Source organism: Frankia casuarinae, assembly GCF_000013345.1.
In the GTDB taxonomy this organism is placed as follows: domain Bacteria; phylum Actinomycetota; class Actinomycetes; order Frankiales; family Frankiaceae; genus Frankia; species Frankia casuarinae.
The window spans coordinates 2,951,979-2,973,970 of record NC_007777.1; the positions used below are offsets into that span (position 1 = coordinate 2,951,979).

Consider the following 21,992-nt stretch of genomic DNA (forward strand, 5'->3'; position numbering starts at 1 on the left):
TTTACCGCGCAACGCGATCTCTACTCGGACCGGATCATGACAAGCACAAAGCAACAGTTGTATGGTGCAAACATGCCGGTGACGTCACGCGGGATCTCCACCCGATGGGCAGCCCGTCCGGAGATCTACCAGCACCGAGCCGGCGCCGTCCTCGCGGCCCTGGCCGTCGTGATCGGCGCGGGGGTCGGGCTCGGCGCGGTCGCCTTCCGCGGGCTGATCAACCTCTTCACAGAGGTGTTCTGCGGCCGGGCGGACTGCTCGGTCGGCGGACGGCTGCCCAACCCCCACATCCCGGACCTGGGTTTCTGGTTCCTGCTGGCCGTCCCGGTGATCGGAGGCTTGGTCTACGGACCGCTCATCCACCGGTTCGCCCGGGAGGCCCGCGGCCACGGAGTCCCCGAAGTGATGTCCGCCGTCGCCGAACGCGACGGCCGCATCTCCCCCCGCGTCTCGGCGGTGAAGTCACTGGCCTCGGCGTTGTGCATCGGTGCCGGAGGGTCGGTCGGCCGGGAAGGCCCGATCGTGCAGATCGGCGCGTCCCTCGGGTCGGCTCTCGGCCAGCTCCTGCGCGTGCCGGGCCGCCGGCTGCCGATCCTCGTCGCCTGCGGCGCCGCCGGCGGCATCGCCGCCACCTTCAACGCCCCCGTCGCCGGCGTCCTGTTCGCCCTGGAGGTGATCCTGCGGACCTTCACCGCCGAGGCCTTCGGCGTCGTCGTGCTGGCCGCCGTCACCGCCAGCGTCATCGGGCGCGCCGCCTTCGGTGACACTCCCTTTCTCAGCCTGCCCACCTTCGCCCTTCACAGCCAGGGCGAATACCCCCTGTTCATCCTGCTCGGCGTGGTGGCCGGCCTAACCGGCGTGCTGTTCACCCGCCTGCTCTATCTCATCGAGGACCTCTGCGACTGGGCCTGGCGCGGCCCCGAATGGCTACGCCCCGCTGTCGGCGGCCTGCTCCTCGGCACCGTCCTGCTCGCCCTGCCCCAGATGTATGGCGTCGGCTACCCGGTCCTCGAACACACCGTTCACGGCGGGTACGCCCTGTGGTTCCTGCTCGTCCTCATCGGCGGGAAGATCGTGGCCACGAGTCTCACCATCGGCATCGGCGGCTCCGGCGGCGTCTTCGCCCCGTCCCTGTTCATCGGCGCGTCCACCGGCGCCGCCTTCGGCACCCTCGCCCACCATATCGCCCCGGGCACCATCGCCCCTGTCGGGGCCTACGCCCTGGTCGGCATGGGTGCCGTCTTCGCCGGCGCGGCCCGCGCGCCCATCACCGCCGTGCTCATCCTGTTCGAGCTCACCGGCGAGTACACGATCATCCTCCCCCTGATGACCGCCGTCGTCGTCGCCACCCTGACCAGCCGGCTCCTGAGCACCGACACCATCTACACCCTGAAGCTGACCCGCCGTGGCGTCGACCTCGACGCCTCCCACGACCTGCGCCGCCTGCGGGCCATCCCGGCCACCGCCGCGATGCGGTCACCGCCCCCGCCGGTCCCGGCCGGCGCGCTCCTCTCCGAGGTCGCCGCCCTGCTCGCCGGCTCGCCGTTCCCCGCCCGCCCCGTCACCGACGGACACGGGCACTACCAGGGGATCATCACCACACCGGCCGTCACCCACGCCCTCGAGACCGACGCCCGGGCCGAGCAGCGCGCCGCTGGCGACCTCGCTGTCCGCCCTCCCGCCCTCACCGTCGACGACAGTGTCGCCACCGCCCTGCATGCGCTCACCGACGACCCCGGCGCCCCGGGCCTGCCCGTGCTCACCAGCGACGGCCATACCGTCGCGGGATGGGTCACCCACCAGTCGGTACTTGCCGCCGTCTACCCGCCGCCGGCCGAAACGGGCGGGACGCGCACCGAACCGGTCCAACGCGTCGACGAACACCGCCTTCAGGGTCAGGTCACTTTTCCCGGTGAGATCACTCATCGCACACGCTCCAGGACACTCGCATAGTTGGCGACCGCCAGGCCACCCATGTTGAACACCCCGGCGACGGTGGCCCCGGGGATCTGCATCGCCCCGGCGGTGCCGGTGAGCTGCAGGACCGCCATCACATGCTGGGACACCCCGGTGGCACCAACCGGATGACCCTTGGCCTTCAACCCCCCGGAGGGGTTGACCGGCAGCGTGCCGTCCCGGTCCACGACCCCACCGAGGATGACCTGCCCCCCGCCGCCCGGCGGGCACAACCCGACGACCTCGTACTCCAGCAACTCCGCGATGGTGAAACAGTCGTGCAGCTCCAGCAGGTGCAGGTCGGACAGCCGCACCCGGGCCTGCCCCAACGCCGCCTGCCAGGCCCCATGCGCGGCGGCGAACGCCAGCGGATGACGCCGCGCGGCCGGCAGGAAATCGTTGGCCTGCGCCAGAGCACGGATCCGCACCGCCGGGGCACGCGGCGCACCACCCGGCGCGGCCAGCACCACCGCGGCGGCACCATCCGAGACCGGACAGCAGTCCGTACGCCGCAGCGGACCCGCGACCACCGGATTACGCGGACCGACCGTGCTACAGAACTCGAAGCCGAGATCGGAACGCAGATGGGCGTACGGATTCACCACCCCGTTACGATGATTCTTCGCCGCGATCCGCGCCAACGCGTCACTGTGATCACCATACTTGGTGAAGTAGGCCTCGGCGACATCGGCGAACAACCGCGCGAACCCGGCAGGCGCGCACTCGCCGGCATGCTCATAGTCGGCACCCAGCAAAGCCCCACCGACAACCTCGGCCGACGCGTGGGTCATCTTCTCCGCCCCGACCACCAGCACCCGGCGCGCCTGCCCGGACCGAATCGCCCGCACCCCGCACAGCAACGCCGCCGACCCGCTCGCACACGCGTTCTCCACCCGGGTCGCCGGGGTGAACAGCAGATCGTCATCGGCCTCCAGCACCAGCGAGGAAGGAAACGCCAACGGCTGCAACCCCGCGTTATAGGTACCGAGAACAATCTCGTCGATCTCCCGCGGGCGCAGACCCGCCGACGCGATCGCCTCCCGCGCGGCGGCAACGATCAGCGACTCCAGAGTCTCCTCGGGCAGACGGCCAAACGGGGTATGACCCCAGCCCACGATCTCCACGTCGTGGTCCACATCCAGTCCCTTCAACGCTCAGACACCCTTCACTGCTGAGACACCCCGGCAGGTCACTGCCAAGACACCCCGGCAGGTCACTGCCAAGACACCCCGGCAGGTCCGCCCGCCACGCCGGCACCAGGCTTCGTGCCCACCTGAGCCAGCCGTACCGGTGTCACCTTCCGCACGTCGTCGGCGGTGACGCCCGGCGCCGTCTCCACCAGCACCAGACCATCGGAGGTCACGTCGATGACGGCGAGGTCGGTGATGATGCGCTGCACGACACCTGTGCCGGTCAGCGGGAGCGTGTTCGCGGGCAGGATCTTCGGCGATCCGTCCTTGGCGCAGTGCTCCATCAGAACGATCACGCGGCGGGCGCCGTGGACCAGGTCCATCGCGCCCCCCATGCCCTTGACCAGCTTGCCGGGCACCACCCAGTTCGACAGGTCCCCGCGCTCGCTGACCTGCATGGCGCCGAGGATCGCCGCATCGATCTTCCCCCCACGGATCATCCCGAAACTGGTGGCGGAGTCGAAGAAGCTTGCTCCCGTCGCGGTCGTCACCGTCTCCTTGCCGGCGTTGATGAGATCCGGGTCCTCCTCGCCGGCGACCGGGTAGGGACCCAGGCCGAGGATGCCGTTCTCACTCTGCAACACGATCTCCACGCCGTCGGGCACGTGGTTGGGAACCAGCGTCGGCAGACCGATGCCGAGGTTGACGTAGTCCCCGTCGTTGAGTTCCGCCGCCGCACGGGCGGCCATGTCGTCCCGGGACCAGGGCATCTCAGGCACCTCCTGCAGCGGTTGTGACGGCACGCAGGGTGAGCCGCTCGATCCCCTTGTCCGCGGCCTGGCCGGGCGTCAACGCCACCACCCGCTGCACGAAGACTCCGGGCAGGTGGATCTCGTCGGGATCCAGCGCACCCGGCTCGACGAGTTCCTCCACTTCCGCGATCGTCACCCTCCCGGCCATGGCGCAGAGCGGGTTGAAGTTGCGGGCGGCCCTGCGGAAAACCAGGTTGCCGTGCCGGTCACCACGCCGGGCCCGCACCAGGGCGAAGTCCGGCCGCAGCGCCGTCTCCCGCACGAAGACCTGCGGCACCCCGTCGACCTCGAAGACCTCGGTCGGCTTGGGCTGCGAGGCCAGCGCCACCTCGCCCGAGGCGTCGTACCTGATCGGCAGCCCGCCGTCGGCGACCTGCGTGCCGACGCCGGTGCGGGTGTAGAACGCCGCGATCCCGGCTCCACCGGCGCGCAGCCGCTCCGCCAGCGTCCCCTGCGGGTTGAACTCGATCTCGACCTTCCCGGAGAGGTACTGCCGTTCCAGTTCCTTGTTCTCCCCCACGTACGACGCCACCAGACGGCGGATCCGCCCGCCCTCCAGCAGCAGCGAGTTACCCACACCCGGGATCCCGCAGTTGTTGGAAATGACGGTCAGGTCCGAGGCCCCCTGTTCGGCGAGCGCGGCAAGGAGCACCGACGGGATGCCGCAGACCCCGAAACCACCACTCGCCACGCTGGCCCCGACCGGAATATCGGCGACCGCCTCCTGCGCCGACGCCACGACCTTGTCCACCTCACCCCTCCTTCAGCAGGGCCCGGCGCAGCAGAACCGTCTCGGGCGGCGCATCGGCCGGGATCGTGGTCAGCACAAGCCGGGCTCCGTCACGGGGCGCCTCGCCCTCGCCGTGCCAGAACGCGTCGGGAAGGACGACAGCCCGCGTGACATCGCCGGCCACGTCGACCGAGGAGGCGAATCGCACCGCCAGCGTCCAGTCGAAGTGCCCGGCCACATTGGTCAGCGAGGTATAGCCACCCGCCCGCTCCGGGAACTCCAGCGTGGCGGAGTCCCCGCGGCGGGCCCGGGCATCAAGGAGCAACAGTCCCAGCGGCGGCGACCCCAGGCGCCCCAGCCATTCGGCGAGGTACATGGAGGCGCTGTCGGCGTGGTCCTCGCTCACCTCGTCCAGCCCCGTGCCGGCCCGGTCATGTGCCCGCAGCAACCACCTCGCGGGCGACGGCACCGACAGCACGACCCGTCGCCGGGTCGAGTCCGCCAGCGTGCGCATGGTCAGGACCAACCGCTCGACGGCGGGCTCGTCACCGAGCAGGGTGCGTAACGCATAGCCCGTGCGGCTACGCTTCCCCAGCGCGCTCACCAGGTCAGGCGTCGCCGCGAGATACGCGTCGTAGAACGCCTCGGCATTGACGAACACCGCATCCGGATCCAGCAGGGCCTGGACCTGGGCGACGTGCCCGGTCAGGGCGGCGAGGTCACCCCAGGGGATCTCGCTGCCCTGCCGTAGCACTGCCGTCGCGTAGGCGTCGTGGTCGATCACCAGCGCCCGGCCGCCGGGCGCGGCAGCGAGCAGGGCAGTGAGAGAAGACATTCAGTGCTCCTTGAACCTCAGGGCTCCGTAAACCTCAGGCGAGACGGAACCTCAGGCGAGACGCTTGACGTCCTCGCCGTGCCTGTCCTCCAGCTCCCGCACGCGCGCCTCCAGCGCCGCGATCTTCAGCTCCCGGCGGTCCGGAATCACGATGATCGGCAGTTCCTTCAGCGGCGCCTTGACCCGCTGGGGACCGTCGATGGTGAACACCGTGGCGGTGAGGTCCTTGGTGTCGTCGCCCCAGGAGCCGTAGTAGAGGAGGTCCTTCGGCGGCTCCTCGGTGACGAAATCCTTGACGAACTCCGCGTAGGGCTTGCCGCGCGTCAGGCGCGTCTGGCGGACCCGCTCGCGGGCCTGCCTGGTGCCCTCGGCGTCGAGCCGGAAGGTGATCGGGTCATAGCGGACACCGAAGATCTCCTCGGCGACCTTCTGGCTGATCCGGCCGAGCTCGGCATCGCGCACCACCGACTCGGGCAGGCGCTCCAGCGGGTCGCCGTACCCACCACCGGCGCCCTGGGAGATCATGTAGAGCTCGCCGTCCTTGGCGCGGTCGTACTGCAGACCCATGTGATAGGTCGAGTACTTCCCGTCCGGGAACGGACGCTCGTTCATGACCTTCTCGATCGAGAGGTCGAACTTCTTGTTGTCCCGACGAATGTGCTCGTAGACATTCGTGCCCTTGACCATCGCCAGCGGGTAGGTGCCGCAGCCGTAGCCCCCGAACATGCCGTAGATGGACGAGAACTTCGCTCCGGAGGTCACCGTCATGAAGCCCCACTCCGGCGTGCCCTCGGCGGCCACGATCATCTCGTAGCCCATGCCGCCGGTGAACTTGCCGAAGCCCATGTTGTCGCGGACCAGGCGCTTGGCCACCAGCTGCATGAAGGGCACCTCCTCCTCCATGACCTCCTGCTCGGCCGTGTCGGCCATGGCGCAGAAGAGCGGCGAGACGGCGTCCTCACCGTCCCGGAAGGGCTTGGCTCCCCCGGGCATGCCGTTGAGGTCGGCACACAGGTTGCCGACCATGTCGCCGTGTTGGGTGACACCGCCCCACAGGAACGTGTTGATCTGGTTGAACCAGTTGGCCACGATGTTCGAGTACTTGTGCGGCGTGGAGAACGACATCTTTCCGTAGAGCGCCTGCATCATCGAGAAGCCTCGGAACGAGGCCTGCAGCGACTGTCCCATCGGGGCGTCGTAGGACGCGTCGGCCCAGGTGCCCTCGTCGGAGATGATCTCGATGCAGCTCATCGCCGCCGTGCAGCGCGGCAGGTCTGGCCACCAGAACGCCAGGATCGCCTGCATCATCATCGACTTCACCGAGCACAGCGGAGAGTTGATCGCCCGGTTGATGATCTCCGGTCCGGTGCCACGCAGGTCGACGGTCATCTTGTCGCCCTTGACGTGGATCCTGCAGGCGATCTTGATGAGGATGTTCTCCTTCAGCGTCGAGTCCATGAACTGGTTGAAGGAGTACGTGCCGTCGGGAAGCTCGGAGATCCGGCGGCGGACCTCCGCGTCGACGTCCTCGACGGTGACCCGCAGGGCCGCCACGAACGTGTCGACGCCGACCTCGTCGATGACCTTGTCGATGCGCTCCATGATCTTGCGTACCGCGGTGATCTTCACCTTCAGGTCGGCCAGCTGCAGCTTGGGGTCGCGCACCGAGTGCTGGAGGAAGGTCAGCAGGTCCCGGCGCAGATGACCACGCTCGACGATCTTGAACGGGCTCATCCGGAGGCCGTCGTCGAACGGGGTCTCCGAGCCCGACGGCATGCCGCCCGGCTCGCAGGCGCCGTTCTCGCCTTCGTGGATGGTCGCCGCCACCCACGCGATGATCTCACCCCCACGTATGATCGGCATGATCATCGACTGGTCGGTGTTGTGGACGTTGCCGAACCGGGCGTCGTTGTGGATGAATCCGTCGCCCTCGTGGATACCGACGGTCGGCTCGTCCTTCCAGTACTTCATGATGTACCGGATCGGGTGGTGCAGGATCGCGGAGAACGCGATCACCCCGTGGCAGGAGAGGTAGGACACGTCCCCGGCCGCGGTGTAGATCGCGGTCGTCAGGTCACCCCACTTCGCCCCGGGCGCGGCACCCTGCGCCTCGCACATCTCGTAGCCCTCGTCGAGCGCACCGGCAATCCGCTTGCGGATCCGCTCGACCACCAGCCGGTCGACACCGGCGGCGATCGCCGTCTCCTCCCGCGACGTCCGTTCCTGGATGGAGTGGTCACGCATGATCACCGGGTCGGGACCGAGGAAGAGGGTGGTCTCGTCCATGAACTGGTCGACCCACTCCCGCTCCTGGGGCGTGAGGGTGTTCTGCTCGGCGGCCTGCTCCTGCGTGGCGCTGTCGTCCGTGACAGTCATCGTCTTCTCCCTGGTGCGCTCGACGGTGTACTCGATCAGTCCTGCAGGAACCAGACGGCGCCCTGCACCGTCGGCTCCAGACGCCAGCCCGGCTCGACGAGGTAGGTGGTGTTCTCGGTGGTGACGATCGCGGGGCCGGGGATCACCCGCTCGTGCGACAGCGCGGCCTGGTCGTAGACCGGCGTCTCGATCGAGTCGTCCTGGCCGATGAAGTAGACCTTGCGGTGCGACACCTCGGTCGGCACCGTGCGCTCGCCGCCGGCCTCCAGCGAGTCGAAGTTGACGACGTCGCCGTCGACGTAGGAGGCCACCCGCACGGTCCCCACCCGGATCCCGGCTTCGGGTGCCGCGCTGCTGGCGCCGAACCGGTGGCTGTAGACATCACCGAAGGTGCGGATCATGTGCAGTACGTCGCCCACACCGTTCATCCGGTTGATGTCGAGGGCGACGGCCTGGGTGAGCAGCTGGTTGCCGTAGCGCATGTCCAGTTCCAGGCGGTACTTCACGTCGTCGGCCGCGAAGCCCTGACGCACCAGGTCCTCCCGGCCCCGGGCCTCGAGTTCCTCGACGATCGCGTTGAACTCCTCGTACTTGTCGTACAGCGACCGGGAGGTGGCGTTGTACATCGTGATGTGCACGCCGCGCTCGTGGAAGTGCAGCTGCTTCATGTTGCCGGCGCCGCAGGCGGAGAACACCGACGAGAACGGCGGGGCCAGGATCTGCTTGATGCCGGCATGGCGAGCAATACCGCAGGCGTGCAGCGGACCGTTGCCGCCGTAGGCGAGCATCGTGAAGTCCTCCGGCAGGTAGCCGCGCACCCGCAGCTCCTTGCCGATGCCGATCGCCATCTGCTCGTCAACACCGTCCTTGATCGCGCGGGCGATGGCGAGAACGTCCATGTCGAGCTGGTCGCACAGGTTCTCTTCGACGGCGAACCGGGAGCGCTTCGGGTTGAGCTTGATGTAGCCGTTGGCGTAGTTGTCCGGGTCCAGATAGCCGAGCAACAGGTCGGCGTCGGTCACCGTCGGACGCAGTCCGCCGCGGTCGTAGCAGGCCGGGCCGGGGTTGGAGCCGGCCGACTCCGGGCCGATCTTGATGGAGTTGTGAATCCGGTCGTACGACGCGATGGAGCCGCCGCCGGCACCGAGCGTGTCGAGGTGCACCATCGGCACCGACACCAGCCAGCGGTCGATGGTCGGCAGGAAGTCGTAGTGCTTCACGCCGCCCTCGGGCACCAGGCCGATGTCGAAGGACGTGCCGCCCATGTCAGTGGAGATCACATGGCCCAGGCCCGTCTCGTTCGACAGGTGCTCCGCGGCGCCGACGCCGGCGATCGGACCGGAGTGGATGGTCTGCAGGGCGTCGGTGGAGTTCATCTGCGCCATGCCACCGGAGTTGTGGATGACCAGCATCGGCTTGCCGTAGCCGGCGTCGCGCAGGTTGTTCGAGAGCTGGCTGAGCGCGTGAAACATGATCTCGTGCAGGAAGCCGTCCACGATGGTGGAGGTCGCCCGCACGTATTCGCCCTTGCGACCGGAGACCTGGTGGCCCAGCAGCACCGGGATGGCACCCAGCTCGTGGGCCGGGAACTCGTCGAGGATGATCTCCTGGATCGCCAGCTCGTGCTCGGGGTTCTCGGTGGCGTTGACCAGCGAGACCACCAGGGCCTCGGCGCCGGCATCCACCAGCTCACGGACCACCGTGCGGACGTCCTCGGGATCGAGCCTCGCCACGATCGTGCCGGCCGAGTTGACGCGTTCCTTGACCGAGCGGATCAGGTAGCGCGGCACCAGCGGTTCGGGCCGTTCGGCTGCCGGGAGGTTCTGTTGCATCGAGTAGTCCAGGCCCTCGCCGTACCCCCGGCCGCGGGAGAGCGGGATGGTGTCCTCGAAGCCATGAGTGACGATCGCCCCCACCTTGGGTCCCTTGCGCTCGATGAGAGCGTTGGTGCCCAGGGTGGTGGCGTAGCGGACCGAGTCGACCTCGGTGAGCACGGTGCCGCGGTCCAGTCCGGCCCGGCTGCACGCCAGGTCGAGCGCCTCGTTGAAGCCCAGCGCCAGGTTGTGGTGCGTGGTCAGCGCCTTCGCCTCGACGTAGGTCTCGTCCCAGACGAAGAAGCAGTCGGTGAAGGTGCCGCCGATGTCGACGGAGATACGTTTCATTGTCTCGGTTCTCCCTGCGAGATCAGCGGATGTGGCCGGTCGCCTTGTGCATGGCGGTGTATTTCTGCGCGTCCTCGCCGGGCCCGTAGTTGTGGACCTGCTCGGGGTCGACGCCGCGTTCCTCCCACTGGGTGCGCAGCGCGGCGACGTCGATGACGAGATCGGCCGTCGGCGGGTGTCCCGGGGGCACGTATTCGGTCTCGATCTGGGTGGCGCAGCCGGGGCAGTAGAATTCCAGGATCCGGCAGTACGTCGGGTCCGGGGAAAAGGTGAACTCGTAGCGGTCGGGATTGATGATCGGCTGGTGGATCTCCCGTGGGTCGCGGTCGTAGACCAGGCAGCCGAGTTTGTAGTTCCCGTGGGCAGACCAGATGTCGCGGCCGCACACCCGGCAGACCCAGCGCTCGGTGTCGAGGTCGATGACCAGGTATTCGGTCATGGGGACCCGCATGATGACTTTCCTCTCGTAGCTGTCAGGGGACGCTCGGGGCCGTCAGGGGAGGTCAGTGGGTGTCGGTCAGCAGCAGGTCCCCCGAGGCGGTGACCCGGAACTGCCAGCCGGGCAGCACGCGGGCGGTGAAGAACGGGCCCTCGACGATCACCGGGCCCTCGCCACTTCCACCGGGCGGCATCTCGGCGAGCACGAACACCGGCACCTTGTCGACCTGGTCGGGCGCGGAACGGACCAGGCGGGTCTCATTGCTCGTCACCCGGATCGCGGGCACGTCGGTGTCGGGAGCAACGTCGGGGTGCGGCAGCGCGGCCGTCACCGACAGTTGCAGGGAGACCTGCTTCCCGGGGAAGTCCGCGGCGTCGCCGGACTGGTACGGCCTGGTCTCCACCGGCGACCCGTCGGTCTCCTCGATGGTGAGCAGTACCTCGGTGCGGCAGTCGTCGAGGTCGTAGCCCTCCTGGAAAATGTCGCGCCTGGCCCGGGCAAGCATCTCGTCGTACGTCGCCGCGGTGCTTGCCGTGGTCGGCTCCGGCACGCCGACCTCGTAGGTCTTGCCGATGTCGGAGAAGGCAATGCCGAACGCGGAGAAGACCGCCGCCATCCGCGGGATCAGCACCTTCTTCACCCCTGCCGGACGAGCGGCACCAACGGCGCTCATCGGGCCGGCGCCACCGAAGGCGATGAGGGTCGAGTTCTCCTCGATCAGGTGCGCGAAGGAGTGTGCCAGCGCCTCGAAGTAGGCCCGCTCCATCCGGATCAGCGACTCCTCCAGGCTGATGCCCAGCGGCTCGGCGATGGTCTCGGTGATGACCGCGGCCGAACGGTCGGCGTCGAGCCGGAAGGTGCCGTCGAGGTAGGTGCTGGCGTCGAGGACGCCGAGCAGCAGGTTGACGTCGGTGATCGTGGCTTCCTTGCCACCGAAGCCGAAGCAGGCGGGGCCGGGGGCCGCCCCCACACTGCGCGGCCCGACCATGATCTGCCCGTCCACCACCGAGATCACCGAGGACCCACCGACCCCGGTCGAGTGCACGTTGCTCATCGGGTAGGAGATCGGGACGCCCTCGATGGTGCCGCGCTCATCGGCCGCCGCCGCGCCGCCGCGGACGACCCCCACGTCGGTGGTGGTGCCGCCGATGTCCATCATCAGCGTGTGATCGAGGCCGTACGTGCGAGCCAGCGCCGCCGTACCTTCCAAGCCGCCGCGCGGCCCGGAGGAGTACGTCTTCAGCGCCACCGCCTTGGCCACCCGCGAGGAGGCTCCGTCGTTGCGGTAGACCAGCAGCGGGTTGAGCACCCTGTACGACTTCAGCCGCCGCTCCGCCCCGTACAGGAACCGCTCCATGGTCGGGTGCAGGAACGAGTTGAGCACGCACGACCACACCCGACGCGGGTGGTCCCGGTCGCCGGCGAGGGACCACGAGTACAGGAGCGGGATCGAGCCGAGCAGGTGCCGCGGGAACTTGCGCAGCAACACGCTGCGTAGGCGACGCTCCTGTTCCGGCGACTCACCAGCCACCACCACCCGGGCGGCGCCCAGGGTGGTGAGCTGGTTGATCCGCTGGACGACTTCGAAGTCGATCTCCTCATCGGTCGCGCCCATGTCGATGGTGAGCATCCGGTCGGCGATCAGGCCGTCGAAGAGGTCCTTCTCGGCTTCACCGCCGCGCATCCGCTCGAACAGGCCCGGCATCGTGGTGAGGATGCCGATCATCGGGCCCCGCCGCTCGACCAGGGCGTTGGTGCCCTGGGTGGTCGAGTATCGGATGTGCTGCGTAGCGTGCAGCAGCTTCTCCGTGTTGGCTTCGCCGTAGAGGGCGACCGAGGCCTTCTCGATCCCGTCGAAGAGGCACTCCGACAGGTCGTGCGGAGTAGTGAGGGACTTGGTGTAGGTGAACTGGTCGCCATCCCAGACGCAGATGTCGGTAAGCGTGCCACCGTTGTCGATGTTGATCAGGGTGTCCATGACGCTCCTCGGTTCGTGACTCCCTGGGTTCCATGCGCAGGCCCCGTTGTTGGGACAACCCTGCTGGTGTCCCACCGGGTGTCGGTGTCCCAAAATTGGACACTCACTGCTCTTGGATGTGGCGTGGCTCTCAGCCACGATGTTCTTCCACGGGGCCATCCAGGACCCCCGAGGAGGTGCACATGCCGGACACCGCGAACCGCCTCTTACGGGTGGCCGCAGCCCGGGCGGACTTCCTGGAGTGCGGCCGCGCGGGTGCCGTCGGTGTCCCCGACGTGCTCGCGGCATCATGGGAACGCAGCCAGGCGGCCGGCGTCGACAGCGCACGGCCGCACAGCGACTACATCGACGACATCGACACCGGGTCCCGGCTGGTGCGCTGCGCACGCCCGGTGCTCACTCAGCTCGGCAACGACACCGCGGACCTCCCGCTGGTCATCGCCCTGACCGACCACAGGGCCAGGCTGGTTCAGCGCATCGACTTGTCATCGACGGTCGGGCGGTTGCTCGACAGGGTCGAATTCGCGCCAGGGTTCAACTACTCCGAGTCGATGATGGGCACCAACGGTGTGGGCACCGTGATCGAGGCCGGTCAGCCGGTCAGCATCGTCGGGCCGGAGCACTTCACCGAGCCCCTGCAATGCTTCGCCTGCACCGGCGCCCCGGTCATCGATCCTCTCACCGGCCGGGTGGAGGGAGTGCTGGACATCTCCACGCTCACCCAGACCTGGAGCCCGCTGATGCACACCTTGGTGAAGAGCGCCGCCAAGGACATCAGCCGCAACCTGTTACTGGATCGCAGCCAGTCCCAGCAGGCCGTTTTCGAGACCTACCTGCGCGTCGAAGCCCGGGCGTCCCGACAGGCCGTCTTCGCCTTCGGTGACTCGGTCTTCATCGCCAACACCCCGGCCCAGGGCCTGTTCGACGCCAGCGAGCAGCTGACCCTGCGCGAGCACGCGACCTTCCTCATGAGCCGCCGCGACCGGGTGAGCGACACCCTGGTCCTGCCGGGGGGACGCATGGTCCATATCCGGGGCACCCGGATCCTGGCCGGCTCCGAGGTGGCCGGCATGGTGGTGATCGCCGACCTCGTCGCCACGGAGAAGGCCGGATCGCCGGGCGACTTCACCGAGCAGGTGCTGCCACAGATCGCGGTCGCGACCCTGCAGACCTCCCGCATCGCCGGCGACCTGTACCGGCCGCACGAGACCATTACCGGTGGTCGGTCACCGGCATGGGTACGCGCGTGCGACAAGCTGCGCGAAGCCCTCATAGCGAAGAAGCCGGCGATCGTGCTCGGTGAGACCGGCACCGGCAAGTTCACCCTGGTCGCCGAGATCTTCCACGCCTCACACCCGGGCGGCCGAAGCGTGTCGATGGACGCCTCCCAGCTGACCATCGAGAACTCCGAGACCGACATCGACTCACTGCTCGCGGGCAAGCCAGAGCCGACCCTCTACATCGTCCGCAATGTCGACCAGGCCAGCACCGAAGGGGTCGAACAGCTCGACGTGTTCTTCACTGCGATCGGCAGGCTCGACAACCCGACCTCATTCGTTGCGACCCTGTCGGACTCCTCACTGGACTCCGACCTGCCGTTCCACGCACTCCTCGGCCACTTCGAGGTAGCGATCACTGTGCCGCCGCTGCGATGCCGTACCGATGACCTCACCGCCATCACCTCGTCGGTCCTGCGCGACATGGCCCCCAACCGCAAGGTGCGGCTCAGCCCAGCCGCCGAGCGGATCATCGCGCGCTACTCCTGGCCACGCAACGTCTCCCAGCTGCGCGAGGCCCTCGAACACGCGCTGCGGCGGCGACCGGTCGGGGAGATCCAGGCCCAGGACCTGCCGGCCTACTGCCAGACCACCTCGCGGCACGTGCTCACCCCGCTGGAGGCAGCCGAGCGGGACACGATCGTCGCCGCTCTCCAGGAGACCGAGGGCAACCGAATGCTGGCGGCCACCAGGCTCGGGATGTCGCGGTCCGGCCTTTACCGCAAGCTGAAGGCCTACGGCATCACCGCCTGACGGGCATCACCGCCTGACGCGTCCCCGGTGGGACGGACCGCCCTTGGCTCAGTCTGAACCAGGGCATGCCCCGCGCCGGCGGTCCGCATGAAGCGGAGAGGTATAAGCCCGTGCAGCCGTCTCATGTTGAGACCGCCTTCCCGCCGCCCATGGGGTGTGATGTTGTGTGATGCAAATCACCCGAATGACGTGGTCGTCACCCCGAGTACAGCCCAACCAGTGACCCGCCCTGGCTTCGGTGACCGTCCGCGCTCACACCGTAAGGAGTCGTATGAGCCGCCAGCGCCCGACGGCGATGCGTGAGACCTACCTATTGATCGACAGACTGTCGGCGGAGTTCGGGCAGGCGCGGTGAGTGAGTACGGGAAAGCCACGCGACGCGGGCTGCTGGCCAGTGCCCCGCTGATCGCCGCGGCGCCCATCACCACGCTTGCGGCCTCGATCACGGCAGCTGAGCAGCACACCTCGAGTGAACAGCACACCTCGATGCCTGCAAGCCATCCGGCCACAGGCCACGGGGCGATGATCGGCCCCGGGGTCCCGGCACCAGGCGGCCCCCACGACCTCGACGACCTCCTCCACCCGCCGCCGGCTCTGGTACATCAGCCCGGCCGAGTGCGCGAATACAAGATCTTCGCTATGGACAAGGAGATCGAGATTGCGCAGGGTGTCACCTTCCCGGCCTGGACGTACAACGGCACGGTTCCCGGTCCGGTCATCCGCGCGACCGAGGGTGACCTGCTACGCGTGCGGTTCACCAACGGCAGTATGCACCCGCATACCATTCATTTCCACGGGATACACCCAGCGAATATGGATGGTGTCTTCGAGATCGTCGATCCCGGTGGAACCTTCGTTTACAATTTCCCGGCGACCCCCTACGGGATGCACATGTACCACTGCCACGCGACGCCGCTCAAGAAACATATTGCCAAGGGCCTTTACGGCGCATTAATCATCGATCCACCGCAGCCACGCCCGACGGCGCGGGAGTTCGTCATGGTCATGAACGGCTTCGATACCGACGGCGACGGTGAGAACAACTTCTACACGGTCAACGGGCGCGCCTTCTACTATGCGCGCTATCCCATCCAGATCAAACGCGGCGAACTGGTCCGGATCTACCTGGCCAACCTGACCGAGTTCGATCTCATAAACTCGTTTCACCTGCACGGCGAGTTCTTCCGCTACTACCCGACCGGCTCGGGGGACCAGTACGAGTACACGGACACGGTCATGCTCTGCCAGGGCCAACGCGGGATCATCGAGATCGAATTCCATTACCCGGGCCGCTTCATGTTCCATGCCCACCAGTCGGAGTTCGCCGAACTCGGCTGGATGGGATTTTTCGAGGTGACCAACTCATGACCAGCGAATCCCGACGGTTCCCGGAGGCCTCGCGGTCGGGCGGCCTGCGCTGGCGGCTGTGGGCGCTGGTTCCGATCACCCTGCTCGGTGCGGTCGTCTGGTTGTTCACGTCCACCGGAACGTCACTAACCGGACTCATCCGCGCCAATCCTCCCGCACCCGACGAATTCGCCGTTCGCCGCGTCGTCTTCGAACCGGGCGAGATCCGCATCCACGTCACCAACCCCCAGCATGCCGACCTCACCATCGCCGTGGTCACAGTCGACGACGCGATCGTGCCTTTCACGGTGGATGGTGGAAGCGTCCTGCATCATCTGCGTTCGGCCACCATTGCTGTCCCCTACCCGTGGATACCCGAGGAGCCGATCGCGGTCGGGGTGACAAGCTCCACCGGAATCCAGACCAGCAAGAAGATCACAGCGGCGGTCGAGACGCCCGGCGTTACCGGCCGCAGCATCCTTGGCTACACAATCATCGGCTTCCTCGTCGGCGTGGTACCGATCGCGCTCGGACTGGCCTGGCTGCCCTCGCTACGCCGGGCCGACTCCCGCTGGACCAGCGGCTTTCTGGCGCTCACCGCTGGTCTGCTCACCTTCGTGGCCTTCGACGCCCTCGGCGAGGCATTCGAACTTCAGGCCGGCCTGCCCACCAGCCTGCACGGTACCGGGGTGGTCCTGTTCGGTGTCGCCGCCAGCTACCTTGCCCTGACCTTCGTCGCCAGCCGCCTGTCCGGCAATACCGGTGCCGGGCTGAGCGGAGCCACGCTGGCAACGCTCGTCGCGATCGGTATCGGCCTGCATAATCTCGGTGAGGGCCTGGCCATCGGCTCCTCCTTCGCGCTGGGAAAGCTCGTCCTCGGCACGTTCCTCATCGTCGGATTCATGATCCACAATATCACCGAGGGACTTGGCATCGCGGCCCCGCTCGCGGAACAGTCCGAGGTGAAGGCGCCCCGGCTCGTCAGCCTCGCGCTTGTCGCGGGTGCGCCCGCCATAGCCGGAACCTGGATCGGTGGATTCCTCATCAACGACGTCCTCGGGGTGCTGTTCCTGTCCATCGCGGTCGGAGCAGCCCTGCAGGTCGTCGTCGAGATCGGACGCCGCCTGGCCCGCCGGGCACCCGGCGGGCTCGGCACCGGTCACGTCCTCGGGGGATTCCTCGCCGGCATCGCCGTCATGTACACCACCGGACTGCTCACCGGCTGAGCGCGGATGGACCCCCAGGCACAGAAGCGGGAGCCGGTGGCGGCAGGAGTTCTCCAGGCCGCCACCGGCTCCCGCTGTCAGTTCGACGTTGAAAAGCGGTTGACCGGGCTGGGACAGCTGTCCGATCACTTCCGTGTTGGTCGCGAAGCCGGTCCGGCGGTAGGCGGCCCGCCGGACCGGCGTCATCCGCTCCGGAAACGGTGGTGCTGACCGGACGCGAGACCGTTCCTGCCGTGGCGTGTCGGCAGCTGCCGACACGCCCACCGGCCGCCTGACGATCAGGCGATGTTGGAAGGCCGGACCAGGCCCTCCGCGAGATCCCCGAATCCGGGAGCGATCACGGCACCCGGGTTGCCGATGACCTCCTCGACAACCAGGGTTTCCGTTGTCAGCAACAGCGCGGCGATCGACGCCGCGCTCTGCAGCGCGCAACGGGTAACTTTCACCGGGTCGATGACACCGAAGCCGGCCATCTCCCCGTATTCTCCGGTCGCGGCGTTGAAACCGTGACCGCGCGGCAGCTCGGCGACCCGCTTGACCACTTCGTCGCCGTCGTAGCCGGCGTTGATCGCGATCCAGCGCAGTGGTTCGGCGATGGCCCGCCGAACGATCTCCCTGCCTTCGGCGGCGTCGCCGGTCAGCGTGAGCTTGTCAAGGGCCGAGGCCGCTTGCAGCAGTGCGGTACCACCGCCCGCCACGACACCTTCGGCGAGAGCAGCCCGTGCCGCCGCGAGGGAGTCCTCGACCCGGTGCAGCTTCTCCTTCAACTCCACACCGGTCACGGCGCCGACCCGGATCACCGCGACGCCGCCGGACAACCGGGCGATCCGGGTCTGCAACGTGTCCTGGTCGTGGGGGTTCTCCGCCCGTTCAAGCTCCCGCTTGAGCTGGTCGATCCGGGCATGGATCTCGGTGGCGGAACCGGCGCCGTCGACGATCGTAGTCGCATGCTCGGTAATGGTGGCCTTCTTGCAACGCCCGAGCTGGCCGAGGGTGACCCGGTCCAGGGAAAGCCCGGCATCCGCGGTAATCACCTGACCGCCCAGAAAAACCGCGAGATCGTTGAGCTCGGCCAACCGACGGTGACCGAAACCGGGTGCCCGGACCACCGCGGACCGGAAGGTCCCGTGCACATTGTTGGCGACCAGCATGCCCAGTGCCGGTCCCTCGACGTTCTCCGCGAAGACGATCAACTGGCCGCCGGCCCGGGTGACCAGCTCGAGGACCGGCATCAGGGTCTGAACCTGAGAGATCTTCTCGTTGGTCAACAGGATGTAGGGGTCGGTGTAGGCGGCCTCCATCCGCTCGGTGTCGGTGACCATGTACGGCGAGAGGTACCCGTTGTCCAACTCGATACCGTCCACGAAGCTGACCTCGAGTCCGAAGATCGGGGATTCCTCGACCGTGACCACCCCGTCGCAGCCGACCCGGCCAAGGGCCGCGGCCACGACGTCGCCGATCCGGGCATCGTTGTTGGCGGCGAGGGTCGCCACCCGGGCAAGATCGGCCTCGCCCTCGACCTCTCCCCGGTACTTTTCAAACTCCTCTAGCAGGGCGGCCACGGCAGCCTCGATGCCGTTCTTGAGAAACATCGGGTTGGCGCCCCCGTCCACGGCATGCAGACCCTCCCGGACGAGGGCCTGCGCGAGCACGGTGGCGGTGGTGGTTCCGTCGCCGGCAGTGCCGTTGGTCTTGGTCGCGACCTCCTTGACCAGTTGCGCCCCCATGTTGGCGAAGGGGTTACGCAGCTGGATCTCCCTGGCTATGGTCACACCGTCATTGGTGATGGTGGGCGGCCCGGTCAGTTTTTCGATGACGGCGTTGCGGCCCTTTGGACCCAGAGTCACCTTGACGGCGTCCGCCAGGGCATTGACCCCGGCCTCCAGCAGGCGGCGCGCCTCGACATTGAACCGCAGATCCTTGGCCATCTCTTCCTCAGTCCTTCCGCTCCGCATCCGTCAAGGCGGGCCGATGGCGGCACGATCGTGGCTGCGAGCAGCTGGCGGGGCATGGTGGCGAAACCAGCCCCACCTGGAGCCCGATCCGATCGCACAGTCGCGCCGCCGGAGCCCTGGGTTCCCGAGCCACGCACAGATCGGGTCCGAGTGATCAGTAGATCAGGGGATCAGGATCGCCCGACCGCGCACCTTGCCGTGGTGAAGGTCGTCGAGCGCCTGGTGGAACTCTGCCAGGGGGTAGGCACTCGTGTGCAGGGTGACCTTGCCACGGGTTGCGAGAACCATCAGCTCAACGAGGTCGCTGTACGATCCGACCAGGTTACCGATGAAGTTGATCTCAGTGGAAATGATGTCGATGGTGGAGACGTTCAGCACCCCGCCATAGCCGACAACATAATACGAACCGGCGCGACGCAGCATGGCGACACCCGCCTCGATCGCACCGCCTTCGCCGACAAAGTCGATGACTGCCTCGGCGCCGCTGCCCCCGGTGAGATCGAGTACCGCGGACACCTCGCTGCCGTCGGCCCGCACCGTGTGGTCGGCGCCCAGTTCGCCGGCGAGCCGCAACGCCTCGGCGGAGCGGTCGACGACGATGATCTCGGCTGGGGTGAGGGCACGCAGCACCTGCACACCGATGTGGCCCAGACCGCCGGCTCCGATCACCACGACCCGGTCACCGGGACTCAGCGCCGCGGCTGCCTTGCGTGCCGCGTGATAGGCGGTCAGTCCGGCGTCGGCCAGTGCCGCCACATCCGCCGGTTGCAACGACGGGTCGAGTTTGACCACCGACCGGGCGTTGGTCCGCAGCAGTTCGGCGTAGCCGCCGTCGCTGTCGATTCCGGGAAAGGACGCCCGGGCGCAGTGCACGTCGTCGCCGTCCCGACAGGCCCGGCATAGCCCGCAGGTGACCAGCGGGTGCAGGATGACCGGGTCGCCCACGGCGATGTCGCTCACCGCCGAACCGACCTCGTGCACCCAGCCGGCGTTCTCGTGGCCGAGCACGTACGGCAGGGTCACGCCCGACTTCTGCTCCCACTGCCCTTCGATGATGTGCAGGTCGGTCCGACAGACACCGGCGCCGCCGATCCTGACCACCACGTCCAGCGGATGGAGGATCTTGGGCTCGGGGACGTCTACCAGCCGCGGCGCGTTGTCGTACTTGATGACCTGGACGGCCCTCATCGGCCCACCTCCACGTTCGTCGCTGTCACGTCACTGTCACGTCATGGGTGTGCGGTCCACCGTGCCGTACCGCGTCTCCAGCAGACCGCGGCAGACCGTGGTGTTCGCGTCGATCGTCACCCGGACGGTCCGGGCAAACCGCAGCCGGAGGGGCAGCGCCTCGCGATCGATCGGACGGCCGTCGTCGTCAACGAACAGCGGCGCCTCGGGAGCCAGGGACAGTCCGAGGGCATCCCGTCGGCGCAGCAGGCTGCGTCGTTCCGGTGACTCCGGCATGTCCGCCAGCCGGGCCCGATCCAGCGACTCGGGTGACCAGCCCGCGGCTACCAGGCGCTTGGCCGCGCCTTCCAGGCTGGCGGTGTGCGCCTTACGCAGGAAGGTCATCCGCAGGTCGTCGAGGCCTCCGGTGGCCTCCCCAGGAAAACTCGCCGGGAAACCGTCTCCGGCGGCGACTCCGGCGTTGATCTCTTCGGCAGCGAAGTGATCCTCCAGGGCCACGTCCACCTCGGTGACTCCTGGCAGCTCCTTCACCACGTCGTGCGCGTCGGACACCATCAGGTAGGCGAAGTTCGGCGCACAGAAGTAGGTCGGGAGTCTGAGCCGAACCTGCACCCGCCCGTCCTGGACCACCAGAGCACGGACGAATCCCAGCTCGGTGACGGGCTGGTCGAGCTCTGGGTCGTACACCCGCCCCAAAGCTTCCCAGACGTCCGCGGCCAGGCCGGTCCTACTGGTTACTGTGGGTGTGGTCATACGGACTGCCCTGCGCCCACGAGAGGCGTCGACGCCGGAGAACCGCTGCCCGCCCCGCTAACCTCGGCCGGTACCTCGATGTCGTAGAGCGCGGCCGCGTTGAGACCGAGAATTTTGCGCTTGATGTCGGGGGTGAGCACGCCGTACTCGGCCTGCATGTCCGCCGGGATCTGGAAGTCGACGAACTTCTCGACCAGCCACTTGGGGTGCCAGATCGCGTAGTCACTCGAGAAGGTCAGCCGGTTCTCGTCGAGCCAGTAGAGGAGCTCACCGATGATCTGCGCGAAGTAGCGCGGCCGGCTGTGGATGAACGGCATGGCCACCGCGAGCCCACCGTAGACATTGGGCTCCTGCGTGGCGATCCAACAGAAGTCCTCCAACCGGGGCAGTCCGACGTGTTCGATGATGAACCGCAGCTCGGGGAATTCGGTGGCCACATCATCGACGTCGGCGACATCGAACGCGTCCCGGTTCAGCGGGTAGATCGTCGGGCCCTTGTGGATGTGGATGTTGCGGATGCCGAGTTCCTGGCACTTCTCCAGATACCGGTAGACCCACGGGTCGGTCAGCTTGTAGCCCTTGGACTCGCCCTTCCACTCCGCCGTGTAGAGCTTCACACCCTTGAGGTTCCAGCGTGCCGCCAGGTCCGCCAGCTTCGACAGGCCCAGTTCGCCGTCACGCGGGTCGAAGGCGCCGTTCACGATGAACTTGCCGGGGTACCGCTCGGCGAGCGCGCCGTCCTGCTCGGTGGTGTTGAAACCATTCCGGTAGAAGTCCGTCAGATAAGTGGGCTGGAAGATCCCCTTGTCGACGTAACCGTCCTCGAACAGGTCCTTCACCATGACTTCCGCAGAGTACTTCTGGAACTTTTCCCGCGGCCAGAGGTACTCCTGCGGGCTCAGATTCACATGGTAATCGTAGAAGCAGTCGATGAAACCTTTGCCGTAGCGGTTCGCCTGGTTTTCCGGGCTCCCATCCCAGAAGTGCAGGTGGGAATCCACGATGAAGTATCGCTCATTGTCCTTGACGTACATGTGGATATCCTCCGAAATATCATCACGGCCGGTCCACGCCG

The 21,992-nt window shown here is 67.5% G+C and carries 16 protein-coding genes; 4 read left to right on the forward strand and 12 right to left on the reverse strand.

From position 1 onward, the window contains the following. Positions 1–72: 72 nt before the first annotated feature. Positions 73–1,953: a chloride channel protein gene (locus FRANCCI3_RS12560; RefSeq protein ID WP_011436911.1), complete on the forward strand. Its 1,881-nt coding sequence runs from the start codon at positions 73–75 to the stop codon at positions 1,951–1,953. Here FRANCCI3_RS12560 and FRANCCI3_RS12565 read toward each other — a convergent pair. The 8 genes from FRANCCI3_RS12565 to FRANCCI3_RS12600 all read right to left on the reverse strand — a co-directional run bounded on the left by FRANCCI3_RS12565 (position 1,923) and on the right by FRANCCI3_RS12600 (position 12,418). Then, positions 1,923–3,107 (reverse strand): acetyl-CoA acetyltransferase, encoded by a 1,185-nt coding sequence (locus tag FRANCCI3_RS12565; RefSeq protein ID WP_011436912.1) that lies wholly within the window; start codon positions 3,105–3,107, stop codon positions 1,923–1,925. The genes FRANCCI3_RS12560 and FRANCCI3_RS12565 overlap by 31 nt on opposite strands. A 62-nt stretch (positions 3,108–3,169) precedes the next feature. After that, positions 3,170–3,856 carry a 3-oxoacid CoA-transferase subunit B gene (locus FRANCCI3_RS12570; protein WP_011436913.1) on the reverse strand — a complete coding sequence of 229 codons (687 nt, stop codon included), beginning with the start codon at positions 3,854–3,856 and terminating at the stop codon, positions 3,170–3,172. A 1-nt stretch (position 3,857) separates the two neighbouring features. Then, entirely contained in the window at positions 3,858–4,649 is a 792-nt protein-coding gene (locus FRANCCI3_RS12575; protein WP_011436914.1) for a CoA transferase subunit A, read from the reverse strand. A 1-nt stretch (position 4,650) separates the two neighbouring features. Then, positions 4,651–5,463, reverse strand: a complete 813-nt coding sequence (locus FRANCCI3_RS12580; protein WP_011436915.1) for a hypothetical protein — start codon at positions 5,461–5,463, stop codon at positions 4,651–4,653. 51 nt (positions 5,464–5,514) lie between these two features. Next, positions 5,515–7,839 carry a hydantoinase B/oxoprolinase family protein gene (locus FRANCCI3_RS12585; protein ID WP_011436916.1) on the reverse strand — a complete coding sequence of 775 codons (2,325 nt, stop codon included), beginning with the start codon at positions 7,837–7,839 and terminating at the stop codon, positions 5,515–5,517. Between the two features lie 35 nt (positions 7,840–7,874). Further along, positions 7,875–10,001 (reverse strand): hydantoinase/oxoprolinase family protein, encoded by a 2,127-nt coding sequence (locus FRANCCI3_RS12590; protein ID WP_011436917.1) that lies wholly within the window; start codon positions 9,999–10,001, stop codon positions 7,875–7,877. Positions 10,002–10,023: 22 nt separating this feature from the next. Continuing rightward, the gene (locus tag FRANCCI3_RS12595; protein ID WP_023841948.1) at positions 10,024–10,452 is read right to left on the reverse strand and encodes an acetone carboxylase subunit gamma; all 429 of its coding nucleotides are present in this window, start codon (positions 10,450–10,452) and stop codon (positions 10,024–10,026) included. Positions 10,453–10,504: 52 nt separating this feature from the next. After that, positions 10,505–12,418: a hydantoinase/oxoprolinase family protein gene (locus tag FRANCCI3_RS12600; protein ID WP_011436919.1), complete on the reverse strand. Its 1,914-nt coding sequence runs from the start codon at positions 12,416–12,418 to the stop codon at positions 10,505–10,507. Between the two features lie 182 nt (positions 12,419–12,600). Here FRANCCI3_RS12600 and FRANCCI3_RS12605 point away from each other — a divergent pair, with 182 nt between their 5' ends. The 3 genes from FRANCCI3_RS12605 to FRANCCI3_RS12615 all read left to right on the forward strand — a co-directional run bounded on the left by FRANCCI3_RS12605 (position 12,601) and on the right by FRANCCI3_RS12615 (position 17,021). Then, positions 12,601–14,448: a sigma-54-dependent Fis family transcriptional regulator gene (locus FRANCCI3_RS12605; protein ID WP_011436920.1), complete on the forward strand. Its 1,848-nt coding sequence runs from the start codon at positions 12,601–12,603 to the stop codon at positions 14,446–14,448. A 486-nt stretch (positions 14,449–14,934) separates the two neighbouring features. Further along, positions 14,935–15,816: a multicopper oxidase domain-containing protein gene (locus FRANCCI3_RS12610; protein ID WP_011436921.1), complete on the forward strand. Its 882-nt coding sequence runs from the start codon at positions 14,935–14,937 to the stop codon at positions 15,814–15,816. After that, positions 15,813–17,021 carry a ZIP family metal transporter gene (locus FRANCCI3_RS12615; RefSeq protein ID WP_011436922.1) on the forward strand — a complete coding sequence of 403 codons (1,209 nt, stop codon included), beginning with the start codon at positions 15,813–15,815 and terminating at the stop codon, positions 17,019–17,021. The genes FRANCCI3_RS12610 and FRANCCI3_RS12615 overlap by 4 nt, the downstream gene beginning before the upstream one ends. 278 nt (positions 17,022–17,299) lie before the next feature. On the opposite strand, the gene groL is transcribed toward FRANCCI3_RS12615, so the two are convergent. The 4 genes from groL to FRANCCI3_RS12635 all read right to left on the reverse strand — a co-directional run bounded on the left by groL (position 17,300) and on the right by FRANCCI3_RS12635 (position 21,951). Further along, positions 17,300–18,949: a chaperonin GroEL gene (groL, locus tag FRANCCI3_RS12620; protein ID WP_011436923.1), complete on the reverse strand. Its 1,650-nt coding sequence runs from the start codon at positions 18,947–18,949 to the stop codon at positions 17,300–17,302. A gap of 189 nt (positions 18,950–19,138) precedes the next feature. After that, the gene (locus FRANCCI3_RS12625; protein WP_011436924.1) at positions 19,139–20,164 is read right to left on the reverse strand and encodes an NAD(P)-dependent alcohol dehydrogenase; all 1,026 of its coding nucleotides are present in this window, start codon (positions 20,162–20,164) and stop codon (positions 19,139–19,141) included. 36 nt (positions 20,165–20,200) lie between these two features. After that, entirely contained in the window at positions 20,201–20,917 is a 717-nt protein-coding gene (locus FRANCCI3_RS12630) for an iron-sulfur cluster assembly protein (RefSeq protein ID WP_011436925.1), read from the reverse strand. Beyond that, on the reverse strand, positions 20,914–21,951 hold the full coding sequence (locus FRANCCI3_RS12635) for an amidohydrolase family protein (RefSeq protein WP_011436926.1): 1,038 nt from the start codon (positions 21,949–21,951) through the stop codon (positions 20,914–20,916). Before FRANCCI3_RS12635 ends, FRANCCI3_RS12630 begins: the two co-directional genes overlap by 4 nt. Positions 21,952–21,992: the final 41 nt, after the last annotated feature.